Below are 20635 nucleotides of genomic sequence, written 5' to 3' on the forward strand. Positions count from 1 at the left end.
ACCAAACACCCTCAAGCCGCCATCCTATTTTTCATGTTCAGGACTCTATCTTGGCGCCCATATCTCTTTAGGGGGTGCGGGGGAGAAGACAACATCGAAAGAAAGCCGCCCATTATGTTGAGCGTTCTGAAGAACTTAGGGGGATAACAGTAAGCAATGCTCCCAGAACGCCCTCTAAGAAGTTTTTCAACAAGGTAAAAATGCACATATCAACCAAAGGAGGCAACTATGTGCAAATTACCCGTAGCTAGAACTATCGATGAAATCATCTATGAGATCATGGAAAAAGAAGGGTTTCGTTCAAACAACCAAGATGACCTGGGCGGAGATACCACATATGGAATTACCGAAAAAACAGCTCGTAACCTTGGTTACAAAGGACTTATGAATGACCTTACACCTGATATAGCAAAATCTTTGTACTTAGGTGAATACGTCCAGCGCGTTCGTTTTGATGAGATTCATAAGATCAGCGCAATTATCGGTGAAGAGGTTATCGATACTGGTGTGAATATGGGACAAGGTGTCGCTGCTAAGTTCCTGCAACGTTGGCTCAACGTGTATAACAACAAACAAGCCTATTATTCAGACTTGACGGTCGATGGCCATATAGGACCAGCCACTATCAAAGCATTAACAGCGTTCTTATCGAAGCGTGGCCATGAAGGGGAAGTAGTACTTTGGAAATCACTGAACTCATCCCAGGGGGCGCGTTATTTAGACATCACCGAAGCTAGAGAAAAGAATGAAACCTTTGTTTATGGTTGGATGAAAAATCGAGTTGGATTATCTTAATTCGGTTCCAAAACCCTATGGTAACTCATTGATTTAATTGAAGCACGGTGTATCAAAATGTCCTACATACACAGAGATAAAAAACCATCAAAGCCAATGCATTCAATTAGTTAGATGTTTTAAGTAACCGTCATGGGGTGTCGGGGGTCGCTGGTTCAAATCCAGTCAGTCCGACCATTACACCTAGAAAAAGAGAGCTTCGGCTCTCTTTTTTGTTTTCACCCTCACCCGTCCTAAATAAGGTAGACAAAGGCAATCATGCCCCCTTTTTTGTCCTATTAAATAGAACTATAAGTCCGAATAAGCGCTATTTATCCTAAAAATCAGAAAAGTATACTTTGCTTCAAACCAAACTACTCATATGAAGAGGTATACAAGATGTTAAAAATCATAAGCCCAATCTCGCGCGTGTGCTCCATTTTCTCTATTTTTGCTATCGCAATGGGCGCTAATGCAGAACCAACCGAGCAAGCTCTCAAGAGAGCCAGTGTGATTAAAATTACAGCACAGAAAGGCCAAAGCACCGAGCTAAGCAATTTTCTTTCCATTGGCGCGCAACTCGTTCAAGAAAACGAACCCGACACTCTGTTCTGGTCGGCACTTCAGAATAAGGATAAAAACACTTTTGTCATATTTGATGCTTTCGGCTCTCAAGCGGCTCAGGACACCCACTTCTCTGGACTTGTTCCTCAAGCGCTTAGTGAGAATGCAAAGACTCTGGTTCAAGGTGGCTGGGCTGAAGGCGTACTACCCAACATTCATAATGCCGACATTATTGCCTCTAAAGTCAATGAAAATGCCAATAACTCTGTCAACATCGCCACTTACATTCCTCTTGCCGCAAAAAGCGGACAAGAGCAAGCACTGAGTGAATTACTCAGACAAGGCGCCGAGATAGTATCGACTCAAGAACCCGGTACTCTCCACTGGTTTGCTGTACATTTCGGTGGTAATCAATTCGGTATCGTTGATTTCTTCTCGGATAAATCCGCAGTGGATGCTCACTTTAATGGTGACGTGGCCGCCGCATTGAAACTAAAGGCAGAAACCCTAGTTGAAGGTGGTTGGGAGCAAGGTGTTCTTGCTGGTATTCAAACCTATCAAGTCATTGAGCTCTTACAACATTGATCAACTCATTACGACCAAATACCTCTGTTATGCGATGTATTAGGTCTAAAAGTACGCACTTGAACTCATTTTCTGCACTAAGTGTTCACAATTAAAGCAATCAGTAAAATTAGGGGTTTACAAGAAAAACCAACCTCTATATCATTCGCGTCAACAAAGGAGAGATGGCTGAGTGGTTGAAAGCACCGGTCTTGAAAACCGGCATACGTTAATAGCGTATCTAGGGTTCAAATCCCTATCTCTCCGCCAATTTAAGAACCCTAGCCTTAAGGCTGGGGTTTTCTTGTTTTGGACGCCTATAATAATCACTGCTGAGCACGATCCCTATTCTACAATCGATTAAGATCTTCCTTATCACCTTGTGTATAACTACCTAAATGGATAGAAAAGCACTCGGTATCAATCAGTTCTAATACCTTATCTTTAAGCTCTTTCGGATATATACGCTTACCACTCACATCCCCCAAAGCCACCCACTCCACAGACTGAATATAATCTTCGTCATTGAGCCCAAGCAGGTTCTCAATATGAGGCTCACCGTCATAGTGAGAAACACGATAAAAGAATTCTGAGTGATAGCGATTTCTATGCGTTTCAAAAAACTCACGAACACAAATCAGCTCTCCGGCTTCAATATCTAGCCCCGCTTCCTCTTTAAACTCTCTCACGACACAATCTTTTGAACTTCTATCCCCCTCTTCCATGCCGCCACCCGGTGGGATCCAATACTCTCCTGAAAAGTCTTTAACTTTCAAAAGCAAAATTGCGTCATTATCGATAAGTATGCCCGCCGCGCGAATTCTATGCTCCATTGTTCACCTTAATGATTTCCATAAACTTGCAAAGCTGCATTCAGCAATTGCATGTGGATTGGCACCAAATCACTGTGATCAGTGCGATAACCTCCTCCGACAACACAGCCTATCGGTAATGCATTCGTTTTTGCCAATTGAAACATAGCAACATCTCTTTGATAAATCGCCTGAGTAGAGACATTGAAGTAGCCCAGCTCATCGTCTTCATGAATATCGACACCCGCATCATAAAGAATCAAATCCGGTTGATGCAGATTAATCGCCATCTCGACAACCGAAGTAAATGTGCTAAGAAACTCTTCATCACTGGTTTCACGTGGTAAAGCGACATCCATATCCGAATCTGGCTTACGCGCGGGAAAGTTTTTATCGCAATGAAAGGACAGCGTCACGATGTCATCCTGATCAACACATAACGTTGCCGTCCCATCACCATGATGAACATCACTATCAACAATCAGCACTTTTTCGATGCCGTCATGTGTTAGTGCACGTTTTGCCGCCAAAACCAAATCATTAAGCAAACAAAACCCACTGCCAAAATCATAATGTGCATGGTGGTATCCGCCACTCAGGTGGATAGCCACACCATGCTCAATCGCTTTTTCAACTGTCAGACAAGTTCCACCAGCGGATGTCAACGTGCGCTCAATAAGACACTCACTCCATGGGAAACCAATACGTCGCATCCGCGCCGCAGGCAAACGACCAGAAAACAGTTCAGAGACATATTGCTTACAGTGCGTCATCATCACTTCATCAGGTGTCAAAGCTTGTGGCTCACAATAATGAAACAACGCTTGCCATTGTTTGTCGCGATAGCGCACTTTTTCAATTTCATTGAATAACAGACGATACTTATGGATCGGATACCGGTGGCCTTGAGGTAACGGCAGCTCTGAATAGATGGAGTGATAAATCAGCGGGATCATTGATTAACTATCGATATTTGTGTTTTGAGTATGGTAACAAGTTGCATCACGGTTGTAACTCTCAACAAATAGTAATAATTATCATTTATTAAGTTGATTTTACATTAACCACTGAGCAAAATAGCTACAACACTTTACTGGGGACCACTATGACAACTGTTCTAATCACCGGAGCTAACCGTGGTATCGGGCTAAGCTTAGTCAAAAACTATCTTGCTCAAGGCTGGCAGGTTCACGCAACCTATCGCTCAGAGAAAAGCTCGCAGGAGCTCCTTGATCTGGAAGGCGACAAGCTGACGTGTCATCCATTTGATGTCACTGATTATCAAGGGCTAAATGAGCTCGCCAATGCACTGCCTGCCATTGATTTGCTGATCAATAATGCTGGCTACTACGGACCAAAAGGTAACGGCTTTGGTAACACTGATATCGAAGAGTGGCGAAAAGTTTTTGAAATCAACACCATTGCACCGCTTAAGCTCGTTGAATCACTCTTTCCAAACCTAGCAAAAGGCAATTTGAAGAAAGTTGTCTGTCTCTCTTCCAAGGTCGGTAGCATGACAGAGAACACATCTGGTGGCGGTTATATTTATCGTTCATCGAAAGCCGCACTTAACTCGGTAGTGAAAAGCCTGAGTAACGACCTTACCAGTCAAGGATTCACCATTTTGGCGCTCCACCCTGGATGGGTACAAACTGAAATGGGTGGGCCAAATGCGTTAATTGATACGCAAACATCCGCAGCGGGACTTGTTGACGTGATCGAGAGTGCCGATATCAGCCGCTCTGGTGAATTTATCAACTATGATGGCAGTGCACTTCCTTGGTAATATCAAAACCAACAAAAAGTATCACTTTTAACTAAAATTAGATTAAATATGATACTTTTAGATCCATAAAAACAGATTGAGCTCGTTAAACTGATACTAAATCAGACACAAGGAGCTCAACATGAAAGCCACCACATTAGCACTAATGACAGCAGGCCTAATACTGTCAGGCAAAACATTTGCCTTTGATCTGACGAGTCAGGATATTCAGGAAGGTCATCCAATGGAGAAGACCTTCGAGTTTGCTGGCTGGGGATGCTCAGGCGATAATTTGTCGCCGCAGTTAAGCTGGGACAACGCACCAAAGGGAACCAAGAGTTTTGCCATTACAGCTTACGATCCAGACGCGCCGACCGAAAGTGGCTTCTGGCATTGGATTGCACTCGATATTCCTGCTGGCATCAGTCAGCTACCTAGAGGGGCAGATATCAGCAAGCTGGGTGGCTTCGAAACCCGCATAGACTATGGCACCAAAGGCTTTGGTGGCGCTTGTCCGCCCGTGGGTGATGGTATGCATCGTTATCAGTTCACGGTTTGGGCACTACCAAAAGCCAAGCTGGAGTTGGGTGAGGATACACCGGCGGCTGTGGTTGGCTTTACCCTTAACAGCCTCGCATTAGCGAAAGCAACCCTAACAGCAACCTATACCCGCTAATTGAAGGAGGAGTGATGGCCCACCAATTTCAGATCACTGAGTTTCGTGCCCAGCACTTGCAAGCTTTGAGAAATGTGACGATTCACTCCCCTAGTATCATCCAGATTTTATCCGGCAACAAAAGACTGTTCTGGCAGGAAGAGTCTGTCACGCTAACGCCTGACTCGCTCATATTGTGCAGCGCAGCCAGCTCATGGAACTTTGCCAATCTTCCAGAAAAAGGGCCATTCCTGTCACGAGTGTTTAGCTTCCACTATTTACCTAGTCAGGAAATGCTCGATTTGAGCGAAAATGCCGCTCACTCATCGAGTCCCTCTTACTACTTAGTCGACAAAGCAATCAGAGACACACTCAATACACTTGCAACAGTTAACTTAAAGGCGATGAGCCCCCGCACTCAACAGTATTGGATAATGCCGCTTTATCAGCAGTTGGCAGAACAAGGCGCTCTGCATAAGATTTTTCGCTCTTCCAAAGCATCACTGACACAAACTATCACCCAGTACCTTTCCATCGCACCAGCGGACGAACACTCTCTTGAAGACGTCGCCGATCATTTCGGCATGAGCCGGGCAACGCTGATCAGGAAGCTTAAACAAGAAGGCAGTCAGTATCGGCAATTATTGGCGCAGGTGCGCCTTAGCCATGCATTGCAATTGATGCAAAAACATCAATATGATGGCTACCAGTTAGCGCAAATGTGCGGTTATCAGTCGGAAGAACGCTTTCGTCAGCGTTTTAGAGAAAGGTTTGGCGTCACGCCAAGAGAGTATCAACGAACTATTGGCAATGAACATTAACTGCTCTTACGGCGCGTGGTCGCACGTTTCTGACCACCAGTTTTCGCACTGCTTCTCCGCTTACGCTTAAAGGCAGGACGTTCCACCTTAGGTAGATGACGCAGCGACTCAGGTACTTCGCCGCCTTTGACTTGATGCATTAAATCATCAATACGCGTCTGCAGCGCTTGCATAAACGGTCCGTAGGCTTGATTTCGTTCAGCCATTCCCTGAAGTTGATGCTCCCAATGCGCGGTCATATCAGGATAAGTCGATTCAGAAGGCAACGCATGCACTAGCCCTCTTCCCGCTGGTGAACTGAGGATTGTTTTGCCCTGCCGTTGCAGCAGTTGACGCTTAAACAGCGTATCCAAAATACCTGCACGAGTCGCTTCGGTACCTAGCCCATCAGTTTCTTTTAGGATCTTTTTCAGCTCTTTGTCTTCAACAAAACGTGCGATGCCTGTCATCGCTTGCAGTAAAGTCGCTTCAGTAAAGTGCTTAGGTGGCTCAGTCTTACGGTCTTTGATCTCGCCTTCGCGACAAGTCAGCACTGTGCCTTCATCAAGTGGGGGAACTGCATCAACGCCCGCGTTGTCATCGTCCACTTTTCCCATCAGCGCTTTCCAGCCGGCCGATACTAGCTGGCGACCTTTAGCAATAAAAGTCCCGCCAGCGATGTCAAACACCAGCTTCGCTTCTGCATAAACTGCGGCTGGATAAAACTGCATTAGATACTGACGAGCAATTTGCTGATAGATTTTCATCTCATTGCCTGACAGCGCATTTACGGAAGCCTTTTTAGGCGTAGGAATGATCGCGTGGTGTGCATCCACTTTTTTATCATTCCATGCTTTGGATTTGAGACTGAAATCAGCGCCATGAACAGCCTGACCTAACTCGTTACAGTTATTCGATATCGCATCGCAAACACTTTTGGCCTGTCCATAATGTTCCATCGGCAGGTATCGGCAATCCGACCTAGGGTAAGTGATGAGCTTGTGCTTTTCATACAAAGATTGGCAGGTATCCAACACCTGTTGAGCGCTCATACCAAAGCGTTTGGCCGCATCAATCTGTAACGCAGAGAGAGAATAAGGTAAAGGAGCTGATTGCTTAGTTTGTTTTTGCTCCGACTCGACAACCTTGGCCGGTTGATTCGTAATTCGATTGGCAACGTTCTCGACCAGTTTACGATTGAGAACCCGCCCTTCTTCGTCTTGCCAAGGCTTGCATGCTTCGCTCGGTTTCCAGCGGGCGCGAATATCAAACGCACTATTGCCATCCTGATAAGGAATCAAGGCATGTAAGGTAAAATAGTCACGAGGGATGAAGTTCTCGATCTCTTCATCACGACGGACTACCAGCCCAAGCACGGGCGTCTGAACTCTACCGACAGACAGCACTCCTTGATAGCCAGCCTTTTGCCCTAGCAGCGTATAAGCGCGGGACATATTCATGCCATACAGCCAATCAGCTCGGGAGCGAGCAAGAGCAGAAACCGAAAGAGGAATAAACTCGCGGTTACTGCGCATCTGATTTAGCGCGCGCTTGACCGCTGGTAAGTTGAGGTCGCTAATCAATAAGCGTTGCGTGGCTTCTTTTTTTGTTTTACTGACTTTGCAGTAATCCAACACCTCATCCACCAACAACTGACCTTCGCGATCCGGGTCGCCAGCATGAATGATCTCAGATGTTTCTTTGAGTAACTTCTTGACCACAGTCAGCTGTTTAGACGCCGACTTACGAGGACGCAGTTGCCAGTGTTCAGGAACGATTGGCAAATCAGCCAAATTCCATTTTTTGTATCTGTCATCATAGGCGTCTGGTTCTACCTGCTCTAGCAAGTGACCAATACACCAGGTCACCACGTCACCATTGCCACAACGAATAAAGCCTTGCTCTTTCTTTTGCGGGTTAGGAAGCGCAGCAGCGATGGCTCGACCTAAGCTTGGTTTTTCAGCAATAAACAGACGTGACATAAAATTTATCGGGCAGATACAATAAGGGCCACATTATCGAATGTGGCCCTTAAAAATCAAGAAAAACTGTAAATTTAAACAGTAGTTTATTGATTACTCTTCGTCTGTACCTGCGCGTTCAGCCGCTTCTTTAATTAGAGGCTGAAGTTCACCTTTCTGGAACATCTCAATAATAATGTCACAGCCGCCAATCAGCTCACCTTCAACCCAAAGCTGTGGGAATGTCGGCCACTGCGCGTATGCTGGTAGCTCAGCACGAATATCAGGGTTCTGTAAAATATCCACGTAAGCGAACTTTTCACCACACGCCATAAGTGCTTGTGAAGCCTGAGATGAGAAGCCGCAGCTAGGTAGCTTTGGAGAACCTTTCATGTAAAGAAGGATAGCGTTCTCTTCGATTTGCTGTTTGATTTTGTCGATGGTTTCCATTACTTCCTCTTCATGGAGTTACTGCAAATTATTGACATATTTTAAACCATTGTCTGAGAATAAAAAGCCTATAATGTCTGTGGTTTTATATGATAAAGAAATTTCATATAGAAATTGGTCGTGATGCTTTTAATAAAGTAAAAACTTGCTAAACTATAGCGCAAGTCAGCAGAATGACGTGGTTAGCACTTAGCTAGCCATCATAAATTAATAACACTGGAAGCAATCGAGAGAGTTTAACTCTTTCATATCAATGGAGAATCGAGTAATGGCATTTGAACTACCAGCTCTTCCTTACGCGAAAGACGCGCTAGAACCACATATCTCAGCAGAGACTCTAGATTTCCACCACGGTAAGCACCACAACACTTACGTAGTTAAGCTAAACGGTCTTATCCCAGGTACTGAGTTTGAAGGCAAAACGCTAGAAGAAATCATCAAAACCTCAACTGGTGGCGTGTTCAACAACGCAGCACAGATCTGGAACCATACGTTCTACTGGCACTGTCTAGCTCCAAACGCGGGCGGTGAACCAACAGGCACAGTTGCAGACGCAATCAACGCTGCATTCGGTTCTTTCGAAGAGTTCAAAGCGAAGTTCACTGATTCTGCAATCAACAACTTCGGTTCTTCTTGGACTTGGCTAGTTAAAAAAGCTGACGGTTCTCTAGAGATCGTTAACACTTCTAACGCAGCGACACCTCTAACAGAAGAAGGTACAACTCCACTTCTTACTGTTGACCTATGGGAACACGCTTACTACATCGATTACCGTAACGTTCGTCCAGACTACATGAATGGTTTCTGGGCGCTAGTTAACTGGGACTTCGTAGCAGAAAACCTAGCTAAGTAATCCTCCCCTATAGGATTTAAAATTTAGTCGCTTAAAAAGTCAGCACTTAGCTGGCTTTTTTCTTTTCGAGTCAGTCATTTCCCTAAAGTTCACCTCGATATTGCCGCTACATAGGCATCAAGCGAGGTAACATGCAAACTCAGATTCACACCTTAGACAAAGCGGGCATTATTAACGAACTTCAGTTCGGCAAGGGGATTAACCATGCTGTTCACGAAGGGCGTCGTGCCGATTTCGCTTTGATTCTATCAATGTTTTCTGACGACGTTCGCGATAACACACCTATCGAAAAAATAAATGAACAGGACGCAACCGAAGAAGCTTTAAGACGCCGTTTCGAGTTACCACCACCCCAGAAAATCCGCTCTGATCAGGACTCCTATCCTATCTCGGCGATGCAAGCCGATATGTTTCATCGCTCAGGTTTACCGAGCGCCAAGCTCACTCACTACCTTCACCCTGAAGTTCTGACATACCTCCCGGAAGACACACACGACTTTCCTGAAGAGATTTACAATAATTTATCGGGTCATCAGCGCCGGAAACTAGGTGAAAAAGAAGCAAAAGAACTGATGCCAATCGATCTCTATAACCAATTGATCAAAGCCCAGCGAACCTTCCAAATCCAAACGCAAGTTTGAAGATCAATCAAGATCACATAAACCTGTTCGTCCTTTCCTCTAATACTCAATCAATCACTTATTAATGTGAATGAGTGCAAATTATTCACCGCAAGCACAAGATATACACACGTTATTTGAGCTTATTCACACTTAAGTAACAAGCAATCTACCATGCTATGTGGACAACCTTTTCAGCCATGGACGGAGGCTCACTATATGAATATAAAAAGTGCCGTGATTTTAATCACTTCGGCAGGCTCACAGCTTGGTAGTACACTTGCTACGCACTTTGCTTCACTGGGTGCCACCGTCGTTCTTTGTGATAAAAGCGCGGCTCAACTGAACGAAACGTTTGTCCGTTGCAAAGCCATTTCATCAGACATATATCAATACGCATTGCCGGATCACTCGATGGATTCTATCCACTCACTTTTTGAATTTATTGATCAATCGGTACATCATTCGCCAGACGTTTTGATCAATGCCCTTACCAGTCAAACGATGCCCAAATTCTTTGATGATCGGGCTGGTGATGCCTTTACCCAGCATTTATCTTTAATGGCCGCAACATTATTTAGCTTTGGTCAGGCGACTGCGGAAAAAATGCGTCAGGATAAGAAAAATGGTGTGATTGTGAATGTGATTGCTCACGCGGATTACCATGATTTGTCCGGATTTGAAAACGCAACATCTATGGTCGCTGGCTTCACCCAAAGTTGGGCCAAAGAGCTGACGCCGTTTAACATTCGCGTCGGTGGTGTGGTTCCTTGCTACGAACAAGAAGACACCCATTGGGCTAAAATCCACGATGAGTTGATCCGCAATACGGAATACATTGTTTCAAACGATTATTTCAGCGGCCGAGTGATGGCCGCCTAAGCTAAAGAGATCGAAGAAGCTTTTCCGATGCTTCTTCGATCAAATCCAGCACCAACTCAAACCCCTTATCACCACCGTAATAAGGATCTGGGATTCCGTCTTCACTCGCTTCTCCAAAGCTAAGAAACAGCCTGAGCTTATCTTGATATTGTGATGGGCATTGCGCTTGCAAGTCGGCCAAGTTATCTCTATCAGCCGCTAAAATCAGATCAAAGTACTCAAAGTCGCTATCCACAACTTTGCGAGAGCGAATCCCTTTGAATGAATAACCTCGCTGCTCACCCGCAGCTTTCGAGCGAGGATCTGGTGGGTTGCCTTGGTGATAACCAATTGTTCCGGCTGAATCCACCTCTACGTCAACACCCATTTGCTCAGCTTTCGCACGAAGGATCGCCTCTCCTGTGGGTGAACGACAAATGTTTCCCATACAGACAACTAATAGTTTCTTTGCCATACCTTTTCCTAGCCTTTCCCTTTAAAACCAATGGTTTTTTGCTCTGCCTTAGATGCGCTATGATAGGCACAGTTTGACTAAATTAAAAAGGATTTACCGTGACCTCTGAAAGCCATAAAGAAGAACGCCATAAAGCGCGTCAGCAAAAAGTTAAAGAGCAAATCGACGCTAAAGTTGCTGCTGCTCAGGAAGAAAAAGGCCTATTGCTTGTCATCACTGGTAACGGTAAAGGTAAGTCCACCTCAGGGTTTGGTACTATCGCTCGCGCAGTTGGCCATGGTTTCAAATGCTCGGTTGCCCAGTTTATTAAAGGGACATGGGATAACGGTGAGCGTAATCTGCTAGAAAAACTTGGAGTCGAATTCCAAGTCATGGCCACTGGTTTTACTTGGGAAACTCAGAATAAAGCCACCGATACCGAAGCCGCACAAAAAGTGTGGCAAGAATGCAAGCGAATGCTGAGCGACGAATCTATTGATGTAATCCTGTTTGACGAATTAACTTACATGGTCAGTTACGGTTACATTGATCTTGATGAAGTCGTCGAAGCATTAAACAATCGACCAAAGATGCAATCTGTTGTGATCACTGGTCGTGGCGCACATCGCACTCTGATTGAAATGGCCGATACTGTCTCCGAAGTGAAGAACATCAAGCATGCTTTTGAATCTGGGGTGAAAGCACGTAAAGGAGTCGATTGGTAATCTACTTGTAGCCACTAGAAGTCTACACTTCTAGTGGCTGTTGGCCCAGAAACACCTTTCCCCGTAATGTGACTCTACCGGGGTGCGACTGTCACAAAATTCACAATTAGAGTGATCTCACCTCATTGTCTGAATAATAGTTTCAGAATTTACCCACAATTTGAAATAACGAATTACCATCAACTCTTGATCGCGTGAGCATAGAACGAGAGTTGATTTTCTGTTCTTTCATTTATCCATATTCTCCAGCCAAGATTCAAATCTCAACTTAAGTTCCGCTTACTCAAGCTCAAATCCACTTAGAGGATGAATCATGTTAATAAAACGCTGGTTACCTACCGCTAGAAATCTATTATTTTTCGGTATGTTAGCTTTCTCAGTAGTGTGTCAAAGCACTGAGAATAACCAAGTTCATAGCAAAGACATTGGCACTGTGGGCGAACATACCTATTTGCTCAATGAGCCCCGAGATACCGACGAACTTATTGTCTATGACCCTGATTTTGGTGACTCAACCCAAACCAACGAGTACGGTTACGAAGTCACGGTAGAAGATGGGATTGTGACCCATCTTGGTGGTGCTGATTCAGACATTCCGGAGCATGGCTTAGTCTTAAGTGGGCACGGGGAAGGCGCCACATTTTTAACTGACTACGCAGTTATCGGTACTAAGGTCGAGTTAGATGAAGCCAATAAGGTTATGACTCTTCGTACAGATTTGGACAGTTATCGTTATCAGGCACAACACGCCATTACCTTTGCCGAAACCAGTATAGAAAGCGCTTATGAAGGCTATTACGACTTCCCAAAACAGGAAGCAGAGCAATTTCTTACTCAAGCAAACCAATATTTAGCCGCTGGTGACACCATTCGCGAAAGCAGTGAAATTAGCGCCTATGCACTTTATCTTAAAGCCGCAAAGGTAGCAGATAGTGCTTATTACCACACGATTGAGTCCGAAGTTGTCGAACAACGCGCTATTTGGCATCGCCCTGAAGAACAGAATCTCGACCAAGTGATCGAAACGGTACAAGGCATGCACGACTCAGGTTTTAACAGCATCTATTTAGAAGTCACTTTCTGGGGTTACACCATCTACCCAAGTGAAGTGATGAAAAAATACGGCATGACCAGTCAGCACCCTCACTTTAGTGACAAAAGTTATGGGGTATACGGTAATGACATTCTTGCCGCCTATATCGGTGAAGCAGAAAAGCTAGGGATGACAGTTCAAGGCTGGACTAACGGCTTTATGGTCGGCTCACCTGATCTTGTTGAACCACTACCCCCTCAATTGACCGTCAATCCTCATTGGCTAGCGATCCAAAACAGTAATGTGGATAGTGAAGTGATTCCTGACAATCAGTCCGGCTACTTTTGGCTCGATATTGTTCAAGACGATGTCCAAAAGTACATGTTAGAAATTTATCGTGAAATGCAGGAGAACTATGCCATTACAGGTCTAAATATTGACTATATGCGCTACCCACACTACGAACACGCTGAAGCCTTCTCGTTTAACGAACTAGCACTCAAAGAATACCAACAAGATTCTGGCATAGAAAACACTGAGATTCTGCGTACTGACATCATAGAGTTCAAAAAATACCAGCATTGGATACGTGAAGAAGAAAATGTATTCGTTAAAAAGCTGGCGATTCAAGCTAAACGTCTGAATCCTGATTTTATGTTCACCGCTACGCCAGAGCCTGGCCCAGAAGAGACGATGATCGCAGATTGGAAAGAGGACATCGATGGTGTGATCCCTCAAGCGTACGGACATGACTTCGACAGTATTCATGAACATGTCAATTCAAGTAAAGAGCTGATGCCAAAAGGCACCATCTACTACACTGGCATTTACTCTTTCTACCATGACATCGACCCTATGGGCACTGTCAAAGATGTCTTAGCAGGCCGTTACCAAACTTCTGGTGTTAACATGTTCGCTTATGGTCAAGGAAAAGACCTACCTGAAGCACGAGCTGCCTTGAAAGAAGGGCCATGGCGCGAAGTGGCTTTTAACCCAGGTGAACACTTACTAGAGGGGGTCGTTTTGATGCTCACAGACATTCAAGATAAATTGACTCGTATCTATATTCCAAGAGAGGCAATAAGCGAAAACAGTGGTACAGCATTACTCTCAGAGCTGCAAGTCTTGGCAGACATGGCCAGCAACGGCGAGCTGATCCCAAACAGTGAATTTATTCGCCTAACTGTAAGCATTCGAGCATTAGCCGACAATGGGGAATTGGACACAGGGGTGGCACATCGATTAGAAAACCGCCTACAGAATGCAGCCTATTGGAACAACCATGCTCGCAGCAATCAAGAAAGATGAATGATACTTGCGTTGCACATTAGGATAAATCTAGGGTTGGAAGACGATTCCAACCCTTCGTACTTATACCTGCAATGCGATAGTGATATCAACTCACTATCGCACCATGACTAAATTGCTTACTCAATATCTCAATTGTAAGCAATATATTGATTTTATTAAAAATTACACTTCCTTCACAAATAATAGGCACCCAGAAATCAAGATGGGTATTTCTTGTAGGTTCAGATAAAATCGGAGAAATAGCCAAGGTCACGCAATCCTTCTCAGCCAAAGCTTCAAGTATCTCTAGCCACACCCCACTCGGCGTTTCACTACCAATGTAGACAAAGATATCTTTGTGGCTCAACTTGCTAAGCATCGTCTGGAAGTAGGCTGCTTGTGTCAAAGGGATCGCCCGTTTACCCTGTTGCAAACAGGCATCGACAAAGGATTGTACGAGAAACGCATCATCTCCTGCTACAAAAAGACACTCGCTTCGACGCAAATAAGCCCCCAGCTCATCCAGATTAAGTTCATTGAGTAACTCTTTGGTTAAACCAAAAAACTTCTCTGCTTCGTCGAGCACACAGTGATTGGCTCCTTTGGGTGCAGTTGGCACAGAAATAGAAGAGTGTGCTGCCATTTTAAAATCAACGTAGTTGCGATAACCGAGCTCACGACTTAACCGGCTAACACTGGATACGCTCACAGCCGCTTCTTCAGCAAGTTCCGTCACTGTCATTCGCGAAATGGCGGATAAGTGATCTTCTATAAAGTCCGCCAACTGCGTTAAAGCCGGGCTTAAGCCCGGCTTTATCAATCGCAGCGTAGCAAGGAGCGGCGCTGACTCATGCATTCTGTAATACCTTTAATTTCAAGCCTATTTCAAATGTACGCTGCCAAGGTGAAAACGCCTCGAGTTCGATGTTTTGTGGCAGAGAACGGGCGGTAATCTTACTGTATTGCGAAAGCAAAGCGTCTTTAGCAAACTGCATTGCTTCATCAATTTGCTCTGGCGCATAGTTAGTATGACCAAAACTGGCTTGACTAAAATAGCGATTGAGAAGCTGGCTTCTTACTACCGATTGGTAGCAAACATCTTCTAACACATGAAAGCAGATATTTTTCACACGCGCCGCATTATCGAGTTCAGCAATCATACCCGCACCTAAGGTTGTCCCCAAAGTATTACAGTTGGTGTTCCAACCTTTGTAAGAGGTCAATTTGCCCAACACTTGCAGCTTATCCAAAAAGCTCACCAGTTCAATATCGCCACCATTGGCGAAAGCGCTGTCTGCCACCATTACAGGTTTGCCAGACTCGATGTATTCGCTGATTCTTAGAGCAAAATCGGCAAGGTTTCGACCGGAGCTGTACGTCAGATCTTTCTCATTCTGCTTTGCCGCTTCTTGCATAAGCTTACCCGGTGAATTGATTGCCAAAATAAAATCGGCATCTTGACCGTTATCACACCAAACCCCGCCTGCCGCTCGAATATGTGACTTGACCGATTCATTCATCGGGCGGTCTTCATAAAGCGGCACGATTTGCGGACCTAAAGTAGAAGCATAAAACGGATAGATCTTAGGTTTACGATTTTTATACTCGTTAAAAGCGCGAGAAAGCAAGGTGACACCGACTTCATCAGCACCAGGGTAGATAGCAATATCAAAAGAGAGCGACTCTTTCTCGATGTAGGCAATCACTTTTTGCTGATCAATCGCGGTGTAACCAAAGGGACTGGAATCATCTTGTGGGATCACAAGAAAATCCACCACTTTCTCTTTCACCAACTGGGCCACCAGCAGGTTGACTTGAGAGTTAAAGCCGCGGCGAGTTTCAAAATCAGAGATAACCGAATTTGGAACGGCGCCTTTCAAGTTCGAAAGCTCTTGCGCTTCTTGCTCAGACAGAGACTCACGCTCAGACTTATCTTGCAGATATTTGCCTCGGAAAATCTCAGCCCCATATTCATCATAATAATCAGGCTCTTCATCACTGCTGCTGTAACTTGGGCAACGCATGATGCAGTTATAAGCGTAGATTTTTGCCGATGGATTGATGCTCTTCAGCTTACGAAGATTGGACTCAAAGGACACCACATCAGCTTCTGACAAATAATGCAGACGAGATGGGATCAAACCGCCATACATCATCATATCCATAGAGAGAACTACATTGTTCACATTCTCAATATGCTCAAACATGAACTGCCATAAGGCGTTAGTGTCTGCTGCGCGCTTCTTATTGCTTAGAAACCCCATAGCCGGAGTAATAAGCTCAATATCCGCGGTTTCCGCAATATATTGAGGATATAGATAGTTACATGGGCGCTCATCAAGCGGAATAAATAGTGTTTTCATCTTAATGAATCTCCCCTTTTAGTAAGGTGCCATCCAGCTCATTAAGAGCAACATCCAGTTTCAATGCCAATGCACAGGCACGGCCAGCCGCATCTCCCATATCACGACATGTGTGTTGAATTCGAATACTGGACTGCATCTTGAAATCACAAGAGATGATTCGACCCACAAACAATAGGTTATTCACTTCATGGCAAACTAACGAGCGATAAGGAATTTCGTAGAATTCGCCCTTATCATACTTCTTCTTAAAGGTGTCGTTTTCTACCTCTAGATCGTCACTGTGGATATCGATATACCAGTCACCGCGAGCAACACCATCATCAAACTTACGTCTTGAAGCGTAGTCACTGCCCGTCATCACGTATTTACCAACCACACGGTTAGACTCACGTACCCCAAGCATGTTCGCTTCTTGAGAGATAAACGCTTGCTCAAAACCTGGAATTCTCTTGTTCAAAAACGCCAGTAACTGGTGCTGCATATTACGCCCATAGCGAACATATTCAGAGAGCACTCTTGGATCTTCGATATTACCTAAATTCGGCATTTGCGGGTTATTAAAAGACAAGGTATTTGGCTTACCTGGCATTGAGAAGCCCTGAATATATCGGCTTATCTCAGGCGTGATCTCACCGCTTTCGATGGCGGTTTGGAACAAGTCCAGCAAAGTACCACACGCCGCGACACCAGGAACATGAACAAACTCCATAAAGCTCTCGTCGCTAGGATCGCAAAAGGTGTAATTCGCTGCTTTCAAAAACTCACGAAGACGCCCAAAGTCAATATTCGACACTTCAAAGCGAAACGAAACGGATTGACGAGTACCATCTTTATCGCCTTTTTCTGTCTTAGCACCCGCAAACCGAGACAGTAGAGCATCCCCCGAGGCATCAATAAATTGCTTAGCTTCAAACGCATAGAAATCATCAAAGATAAGCGCTGTCACTGATTTGATATTCCCCTCTTGCGTTTGAGCACTGACTAGGGTCGCGTCATAGAAGATTTCCACGCCAAACTCGGTTAGCACTTGATCGTTAAGAAGCTTAAAAGATTCCGGTGAGTAAAGCTCCATCTTACCCGGCAGCGTCAACTTGCCTTTGCCCATCATCATCTGATGATAACGTTGAGTCAAAAGGTCTGCGGTCTCTGAGCCATGCACATGAGAGGGCATAAATGGCGTTACCATAGCGTTAGCTTGAGTCCCTGTCAGCGCTATGCGTTTTTCTATTAGGGCAACTTTTAAGCCTTGCCTTGCTGCAGAGAGCGCTGCCGCCACCCCCGATGTACCACCGCCAACCACGACTACGTCGTAGCCAGAATAAGTGTTAGTTGGAGTCATCACTATCTCCGATAAATAATTCGTCAATCAATAAGGGGTTAAATTCACATTGACATACACGTTGTGCAAAGCGGTTAGAGGCGATCTCAGAAGGCGACTGTAAACGACCGTAGAAAGTCTTACCTAAAATCTTGAGGCGTTCCACCTTCATAGTAAGCACATCATCAGAAATATGTTCATCCATCTCTAATAGATGGAAGAACTCATGTGCCAGATAAAGGCGTTCAATTTGAGTTTTAGTCGATTGAATACCCTGTTTAGCAAGGTCTGACAGCGCCTGTTCAACGCTGTCCTGGTAGATAAGCACTCGCTTACCGAGATTATCCTCGATGATCTCAGCTCTCATTAACAGGCCTTGGGTCAATATCTGCTTTGCATTTTGCGTATATTCAATACGATAGCCCGCATCAAAAAAAGCTTGTCGGAGGTCGATAGAGCGATACTCACTCGCCACGCGTTCGCCAAGATTCAGTGCCTGCTCAATAATGCCTGAATGCATATCAGGCGGAATTTTGCCAAAGTACTTATCTAGGCTAAGCTGCATCTTCGCGTATTCAATATCGCTCTTCATAACGACCTCGCTTTTATTTCTTCGCTGCGACCAGCAAAACTTCTTGCTGGGCATCTAGGTGATCAAGATCCATAGCAACCATGGACGTCAGCTGCTCTGAACTAAAGAGGCCTGAGTAATCAAACATGCGCGAACCAGTAAAAGCGAACACTTTCGGGATAGACTGACCAGCATCAGAGTAGGACGAAAGCTCACTAACTAGGGTTTTCATCGCGTCGCTATAACCGCTGCGTGGTACCTTAATATGTCTTGCATTCTTGACCTTGAGCGGTATCATTCCATCGCTTTTCACTACCGCGAAGTGATTTTCTTCTCTCTTAAACAGGTTGAAACAACGGCGGGTCTCTTTACGCGCCTTAACGATTTGGAAAGCACCAACTGAGTCTTTCGCTTCGACTGCATTCTGTTCAACGGAGAAGACCTCTCCCACTTTGCAGATAATCTCCTGCTCTGTCAGTTTCTCTTGAGTCGTGTCATTACTGAATTCAGTAGCCCCTGTGGCCGTAGCAATTAAGATGTTGCGCTGCTTATCGACTTCGATGGCAATCTCAACACTCTCCTCTTTCGCACCTTGGGCGATGATTTGATCCATAATATCCGAGCGAATTTTTTGGATATCAGAAGCGGAAGGGTCCACCACAGAGCGTTCAATCTGCTCACGAACCATGGCCATAGCCACACCGATAGTGGAAATATATGGCGCATTCTTCGCGGTTTTCGCTTTAAAGCCGTACTTTTCACCCAAAGCAAAAGTGGTAATTGCTGCACTACCGCCACCACCAACAAATTCGATGTACTCAGGGTTCACTTCGTACTCTTTGATCATTGGCTCAACAATGTTCCAGATCTTCTCACAAGCGATATCCATCACATCACGAGCAACTTCTTCAACACTCTTGCCGCAATATTCTGCGAGCGGTTCCCAAGCCACGCGCGCCGCTTCAACGTTGGCATAGGCATAATCATCTTCAGGGACATAACCAAGTATATTCGCTGCGCCCGCTAGGGTATAAGCGTATTCCCCTTGATCTGAAGTGATAATGGCGTGATCTGGGCTGTCACCTTCCATTGGGGTAATTTGCAGAAGCTTAGCGTTAGTCACAGATTCATCAACGAAGCACTCATAGTGCTTATCAGCAAGGTGTGCAGAGCGAGGGCCAACATCAATAATCTTGCCATCGCCAATACGAATCATTGAGCCACCGGCGATACCTAGAGTACGAACATCCAATGCTTTTAGGTAAGTCTTATGTTTACCTACTTGCGCATTATTGACGATAACCTTGCCATCTTTAATCACCGAGATATCGATGGAAGTACCACCGACTTCAAAGAACACGCCGTCTGAGATTTTTTCATACATCAAAGCCCCAGCCACACCTGCTGCAAGACCAGAAAGCATGGTTAAGATAGGACGTTGACGGACTTCGTTCACCGACATTACACCGCCATCGGCGCGCATGATCATTAGCTCTGAAGGAATACCTACCTTCTTGACAACCTGCTCAGTCATGTTTGCCGTTTCAATCATCTTAGGAATCAATGACGCATTCACAACCGCAGTGCGAGTTCGCATTCTCAGGCCGTAAAGCTGAGAGATTTCATGACCACTGGTGGCAAATAAACCTTTCTCTTTCGCCAGATCGGTCACCAATTTTTCTAGATGAGGATCATCCACCGCATACGCTTCCGACGCGACAATCACTTCACAACCTTTATTAACGAGCTCATCGATAGCTTTGTCAGCTTTCTCTTTGGTGATCTCATCCACATCAAAGTAAATGGATTCCGTTTGCAGAAACTTACCTGGTGCAAGCTCAATATCTTTTACATCCAGCTCATTTTGGGCAGCCTTACTCTTACCCATGCCAATGATGCCCACTTTAGCCACATCCCCTTCAAGAAGAGCGTTGGTTGCTTGTGTCGTACCATGAGCGATGAAAACTACTTGCTCTGGTGAGATACCATTGTTGTCTAGCACTTCATTGATGATTTCAACAATGCCTTGAGCTACGCCATCTTTGTGATGGTGTGTGGTTGGTTTCTTCGCCTTGGCAATCACTTCACCACTGGTGTTATCAATAACCACGGCATCAGTGAACGTACCGCCAACATCAATACCAATTCGTACTTTACGCATAACTTTGTACCTTTATTTCGCTTACTTTATTGGGGTGA

20 protein-coding genes and 1 tRNA gene are annotated in these 20635 nt (G+C 45.0%); 11 read left to right on the forward strand and 10 right to left on the reverse strand.

What is annotated here, in order from left to right:
* Nucleotides 1–228 precede the first annotated feature (228 nt).
* The 3 genes from L1D15_RS10110 to L1D15_RS10120 all read left to right on the forward strand — a co-directional run bounded on the left by L1D15_RS10110 (nucleotide 229) and on the right by L1D15_RS10120 (nucleotide 2172).
* Nucleotides 229–795, forward strand: a complete 567-nt coding sequence (locus L1D15_RS10110) for a putative peptidoglycan-binding domain-containing protein (protein WP_124940058.1) — start codon at nucleotides 229–231, stop codon at nucleotides 793–795.
* A gap of 378 nt (nucleotides 796–1173) precedes the next feature.
* Entirely contained in the window at nucleotides 1174–1923 is a 750-nt protein-coding gene (locus tag L1D15_RS10115) for an antibiotic biosynthesis monooxygenase (RefSeq protein WP_239875509.1), read from the forward strand.
* Between the two features lie 158 nt (nucleotides 1924–2081).
* Nucleotides 2082–2172, forward strand: a tRNA-Ser gene (locus tag L1D15_RS10120).
* 80 nt (nucleotides 2173–2252) lie between these two features.
* Here L1D15_RS10120 and L1D15_RS10125 read toward each other — a convergent pair.
* Both L1D15_RS10125 and L1D15_RS10130 read right to left on the reverse strand, forming a co-directional pair.
* The gene (locus L1D15_RS10125; protein WP_239865648.1) at nucleotides 2253–2735 is read right to left on the reverse strand and encodes an NUDIX domain-containing protein; all 483 of its coding nucleotides are present in this window, start codon (nucleotides 2733–2735) and stop codon (nucleotides 2253–2255) included.
* A gap of 8 nt (nucleotides 2736–2743) precedes the next feature.
* Nucleotides 2744–3670: a histone deacetylase gene (locus tag L1D15_RS10130; protein WP_239875510.1), complete on the reverse strand. Its 927-nt coding sequence runs from the start codon at nucleotides 3668–3670 to the stop codon at nucleotides 2744–2746.
* A 149-nt stretch (nucleotides 3671–3819) separates the two neighbouring features.
* Between L1D15_RS10130 and L1D15_RS10135 the strand changes: the two genes are divergently transcribed.
* The 3 genes from L1D15_RS10135 (at nucleotide 3820) to L1D15_RS10145 (ending at nucleotide 5955) form a co-directional block, all read left to right on the forward strand.
* Entirely contained in the window at nucleotides 3820–4500 is a 681-nt protein-coding gene (locus tag L1D15_RS10135; RefSeq protein ID WP_239875511.1) for an SDR family oxidoreductase, read from the forward strand.
* A gap of 121 nt (nucleotides 4501–4621) precedes the next feature.
* Nucleotides 4622–5155, forward strand: a complete 534-nt coding sequence (locus L1D15_RS10140) for a YbhB/YbcL family Raf kinase inhibitor-like protein (RefSeq protein WP_239875512.1) — start codon at nucleotides 4622–4624, stop codon at nucleotides 5153–5155.
* Nucleotides 5156–5169: 14 nt separating this feature from the next.
* On the forward strand, nucleotides 5170–5955 hold the full coding sequence (locus L1D15_RS10145; protein WP_239875513.1) for an AraC family transcriptional regulator: 786 nt from the start codon (nucleotides 5170–5172) through the stop codon (nucleotides 5953–5955).
* On the opposite strand, the gene L1D15_RS10150 is transcribed toward L1D15_RS10145, so the two are convergent.
* Together L1D15_RS10150 and L1D15_RS10155 are read right to left on the reverse strand one after the other, a co-directional pair.
* Nucleotides 5952–7916, reverse strand: coding sequence for a DNA topoisomerase III (locus L1D15_RS10150; protein WP_239875514.1), 1965 nt, complete (start codon nucleotides 7914–7916; stop codon nucleotides 5952–5954). The two genes, L1D15_RS10145 and L1D15_RS10150, sit on opposite strands and share 4 nt — an antisense overlap.
* 93 nt (nucleotides 7917–8009) lie before the next feature.
* A complete protein-coding gene (locus L1D15_RS10155) occupies nucleotides 8010–8345 on the reverse strand; it encodes a Grx4 family monothiol glutaredoxin (protein WP_045974984.1) in 336 nt (111 codons plus the stop codon).
* A 268-nt stretch (nucleotides 8346–8613) separates the two neighbouring features.
* Between L1D15_RS10155 and sodB the strand changes: the two genes are divergently transcribed.
* From sodB to L1D15_RS10170, 3 genes are all read left to right on the forward strand, one after another.
* Nucleotides 8614–9198: a superoxide dismutase [Fe] gene (gene sodB / locus L1D15_RS10160; protein WP_239875515.1), complete on the forward strand. Its 585-nt coding sequence runs from the start codon at nucleotides 8614–8616 to the stop codon at nucleotides 9196–9198.
* 131 nt (nucleotides 9199–9329) lie between these two features.
* Complete coding sequence (locus L1D15_RS10165) at nucleotides 9330–9839, forward strand: VC2046/SO_2500 family protein (RefSeq protein WP_239865629.1); 510 nt, start codon at nucleotides 9330–9332, stop codon at nucleotides 9837–9839.
* A 198-nt stretch (nucleotides 9840–10037) separates the two neighbouring features.
* Entirely contained in the window at nucleotides 10038–10700 is a 663-nt protein-coding gene (locus L1D15_RS10170) for an SDR family oxidoreductase (RefSeq protein WP_239875516.1), read from the forward strand.
* Between the two features lies 1 nt (nucleotide 10701).
* Here L1D15_RS10170 and L1D15_RS10175 read toward each other — a convergent pair whose 3' ends face one another.
* On the reverse strand, nucleotides 10702–11154 hold the full coding sequence (locus tag L1D15_RS10175; RefSeq protein ID WP_239875517.1) for a low molecular weight protein-tyrosine-phosphatase: 453 nt from the start codon (nucleotides 11152–11154) through the stop codon (nucleotides 10702–10704).
* 98 nt (nucleotides 11155–11252) lie between these two features.
* Here L1D15_RS10175 and cobO point away from each other — a divergent pair, with 98 nt between their 5' ends.
* Nucleotides 11253–11858: a cob(I)yrinic acid a,c-diamide adenosyltransferase gene (gene cobO / locus L1D15_RS10180; RefSeq protein WP_239865622.1), complete on the forward strand. Its 606-nt coding sequence runs from the start codon at nucleotides 11253–11255 to the stop codon at nucleotides 11856–11858.
* Nucleotides 11859–12171: 313 nt separating this feature from the next.
* On the forward strand, nucleotides 12172–14199 hold the full coding sequence (locus tag L1D15_RS10185; protein ID WP_239875518.1) for a family 10 glycosylhydrolase: 2028 nt from the start codon (nucleotides 12172–12174) through the stop codon (nucleotides 14197–14199).
* 88 nt (nucleotides 14200–14287) lie between these two features.
* Here the strand turns inward: L1D15_RS10185 and L1D15_RS10190 are convergent, their stop codons facing one another.
* The 5 genes from L1D15_RS10190 to L1D15_RS10210 are packed head-to-tail and all read right to left on the reverse strand — an operon-like array spanning nucleotide 14288 to nucleotide 20597.
* On the reverse strand, nucleotides 14288–15037 hold the full coding sequence (locus tag L1D15_RS10190; RefSeq protein WP_239875519.1) for a MurR/RpiR family transcriptional regulator: 750 nt from the start codon (nucleotides 15035–15037) through the stop codon (nucleotides 14288–14290).
* Nucleotides 15030–16544, reverse strand: a complete 1515-nt coding sequence (locus tag L1D15_RS10195) for a DUF4127 family protein (RefSeq protein ID WP_239875520.1) — start codon at nucleotides 16542–16544, stop codon at nucleotides 15030–15032. Before L1D15_RS10195 ends, L1D15_RS10190 begins: the two co-directional genes overlap by 8 nt.
* Before the next feature lies 1 nt (nucleotide 16545).
* Complete coding sequence (locus L1D15_RS10200) at nucleotides 16546–17886, reverse strand: FAD-dependent oxidoreductase (RefSeq protein ID WP_239875521.1); 1341 nt, start codon at nucleotides 17884–17886, stop codon at nucleotides 16546–16548.
* The gene (locus L1D15_RS10205) at nucleotides 17873–18457 is read right to left on the reverse strand and encodes a hypothetical protein (RefSeq protein ID WP_239875522.1); all 585 of its coding nucleotides are present in this window, start codon (nucleotides 18455–18457) and stop codon (nucleotides 17873–17875) included. Before L1D15_RS10205 ends, L1D15_RS10200 begins: the two co-directional genes overlap by 14 nt.
* A 13-nt stretch (nucleotides 18458–18470) precedes the next feature.
* The gene (locus L1D15_RS10210) at nucleotides 18471–20597 is read right to left on the reverse strand and encodes a hydantoinase/oxoprolinase family protein (protein WP_239875523.1); all 2127 of its coding nucleotides are present in this window, start codon (nucleotides 20595–20597) and stop codon (nucleotides 18471–18473) included.
* Between the last annotated feature and the right edge of the window lie 38 nt (nucleotides 20598–20635).

The organism is Vibrio sp. Isolate25 (assembly GCF_022398025.1).
Taxonomy (GTDB): domain Bacteria; phylum Pseudomonadota; class Gammaproteobacteria; order Enterobacterales; family Vibrionaceae; genus Vibrio; species Vibrio coralliilyticus_A.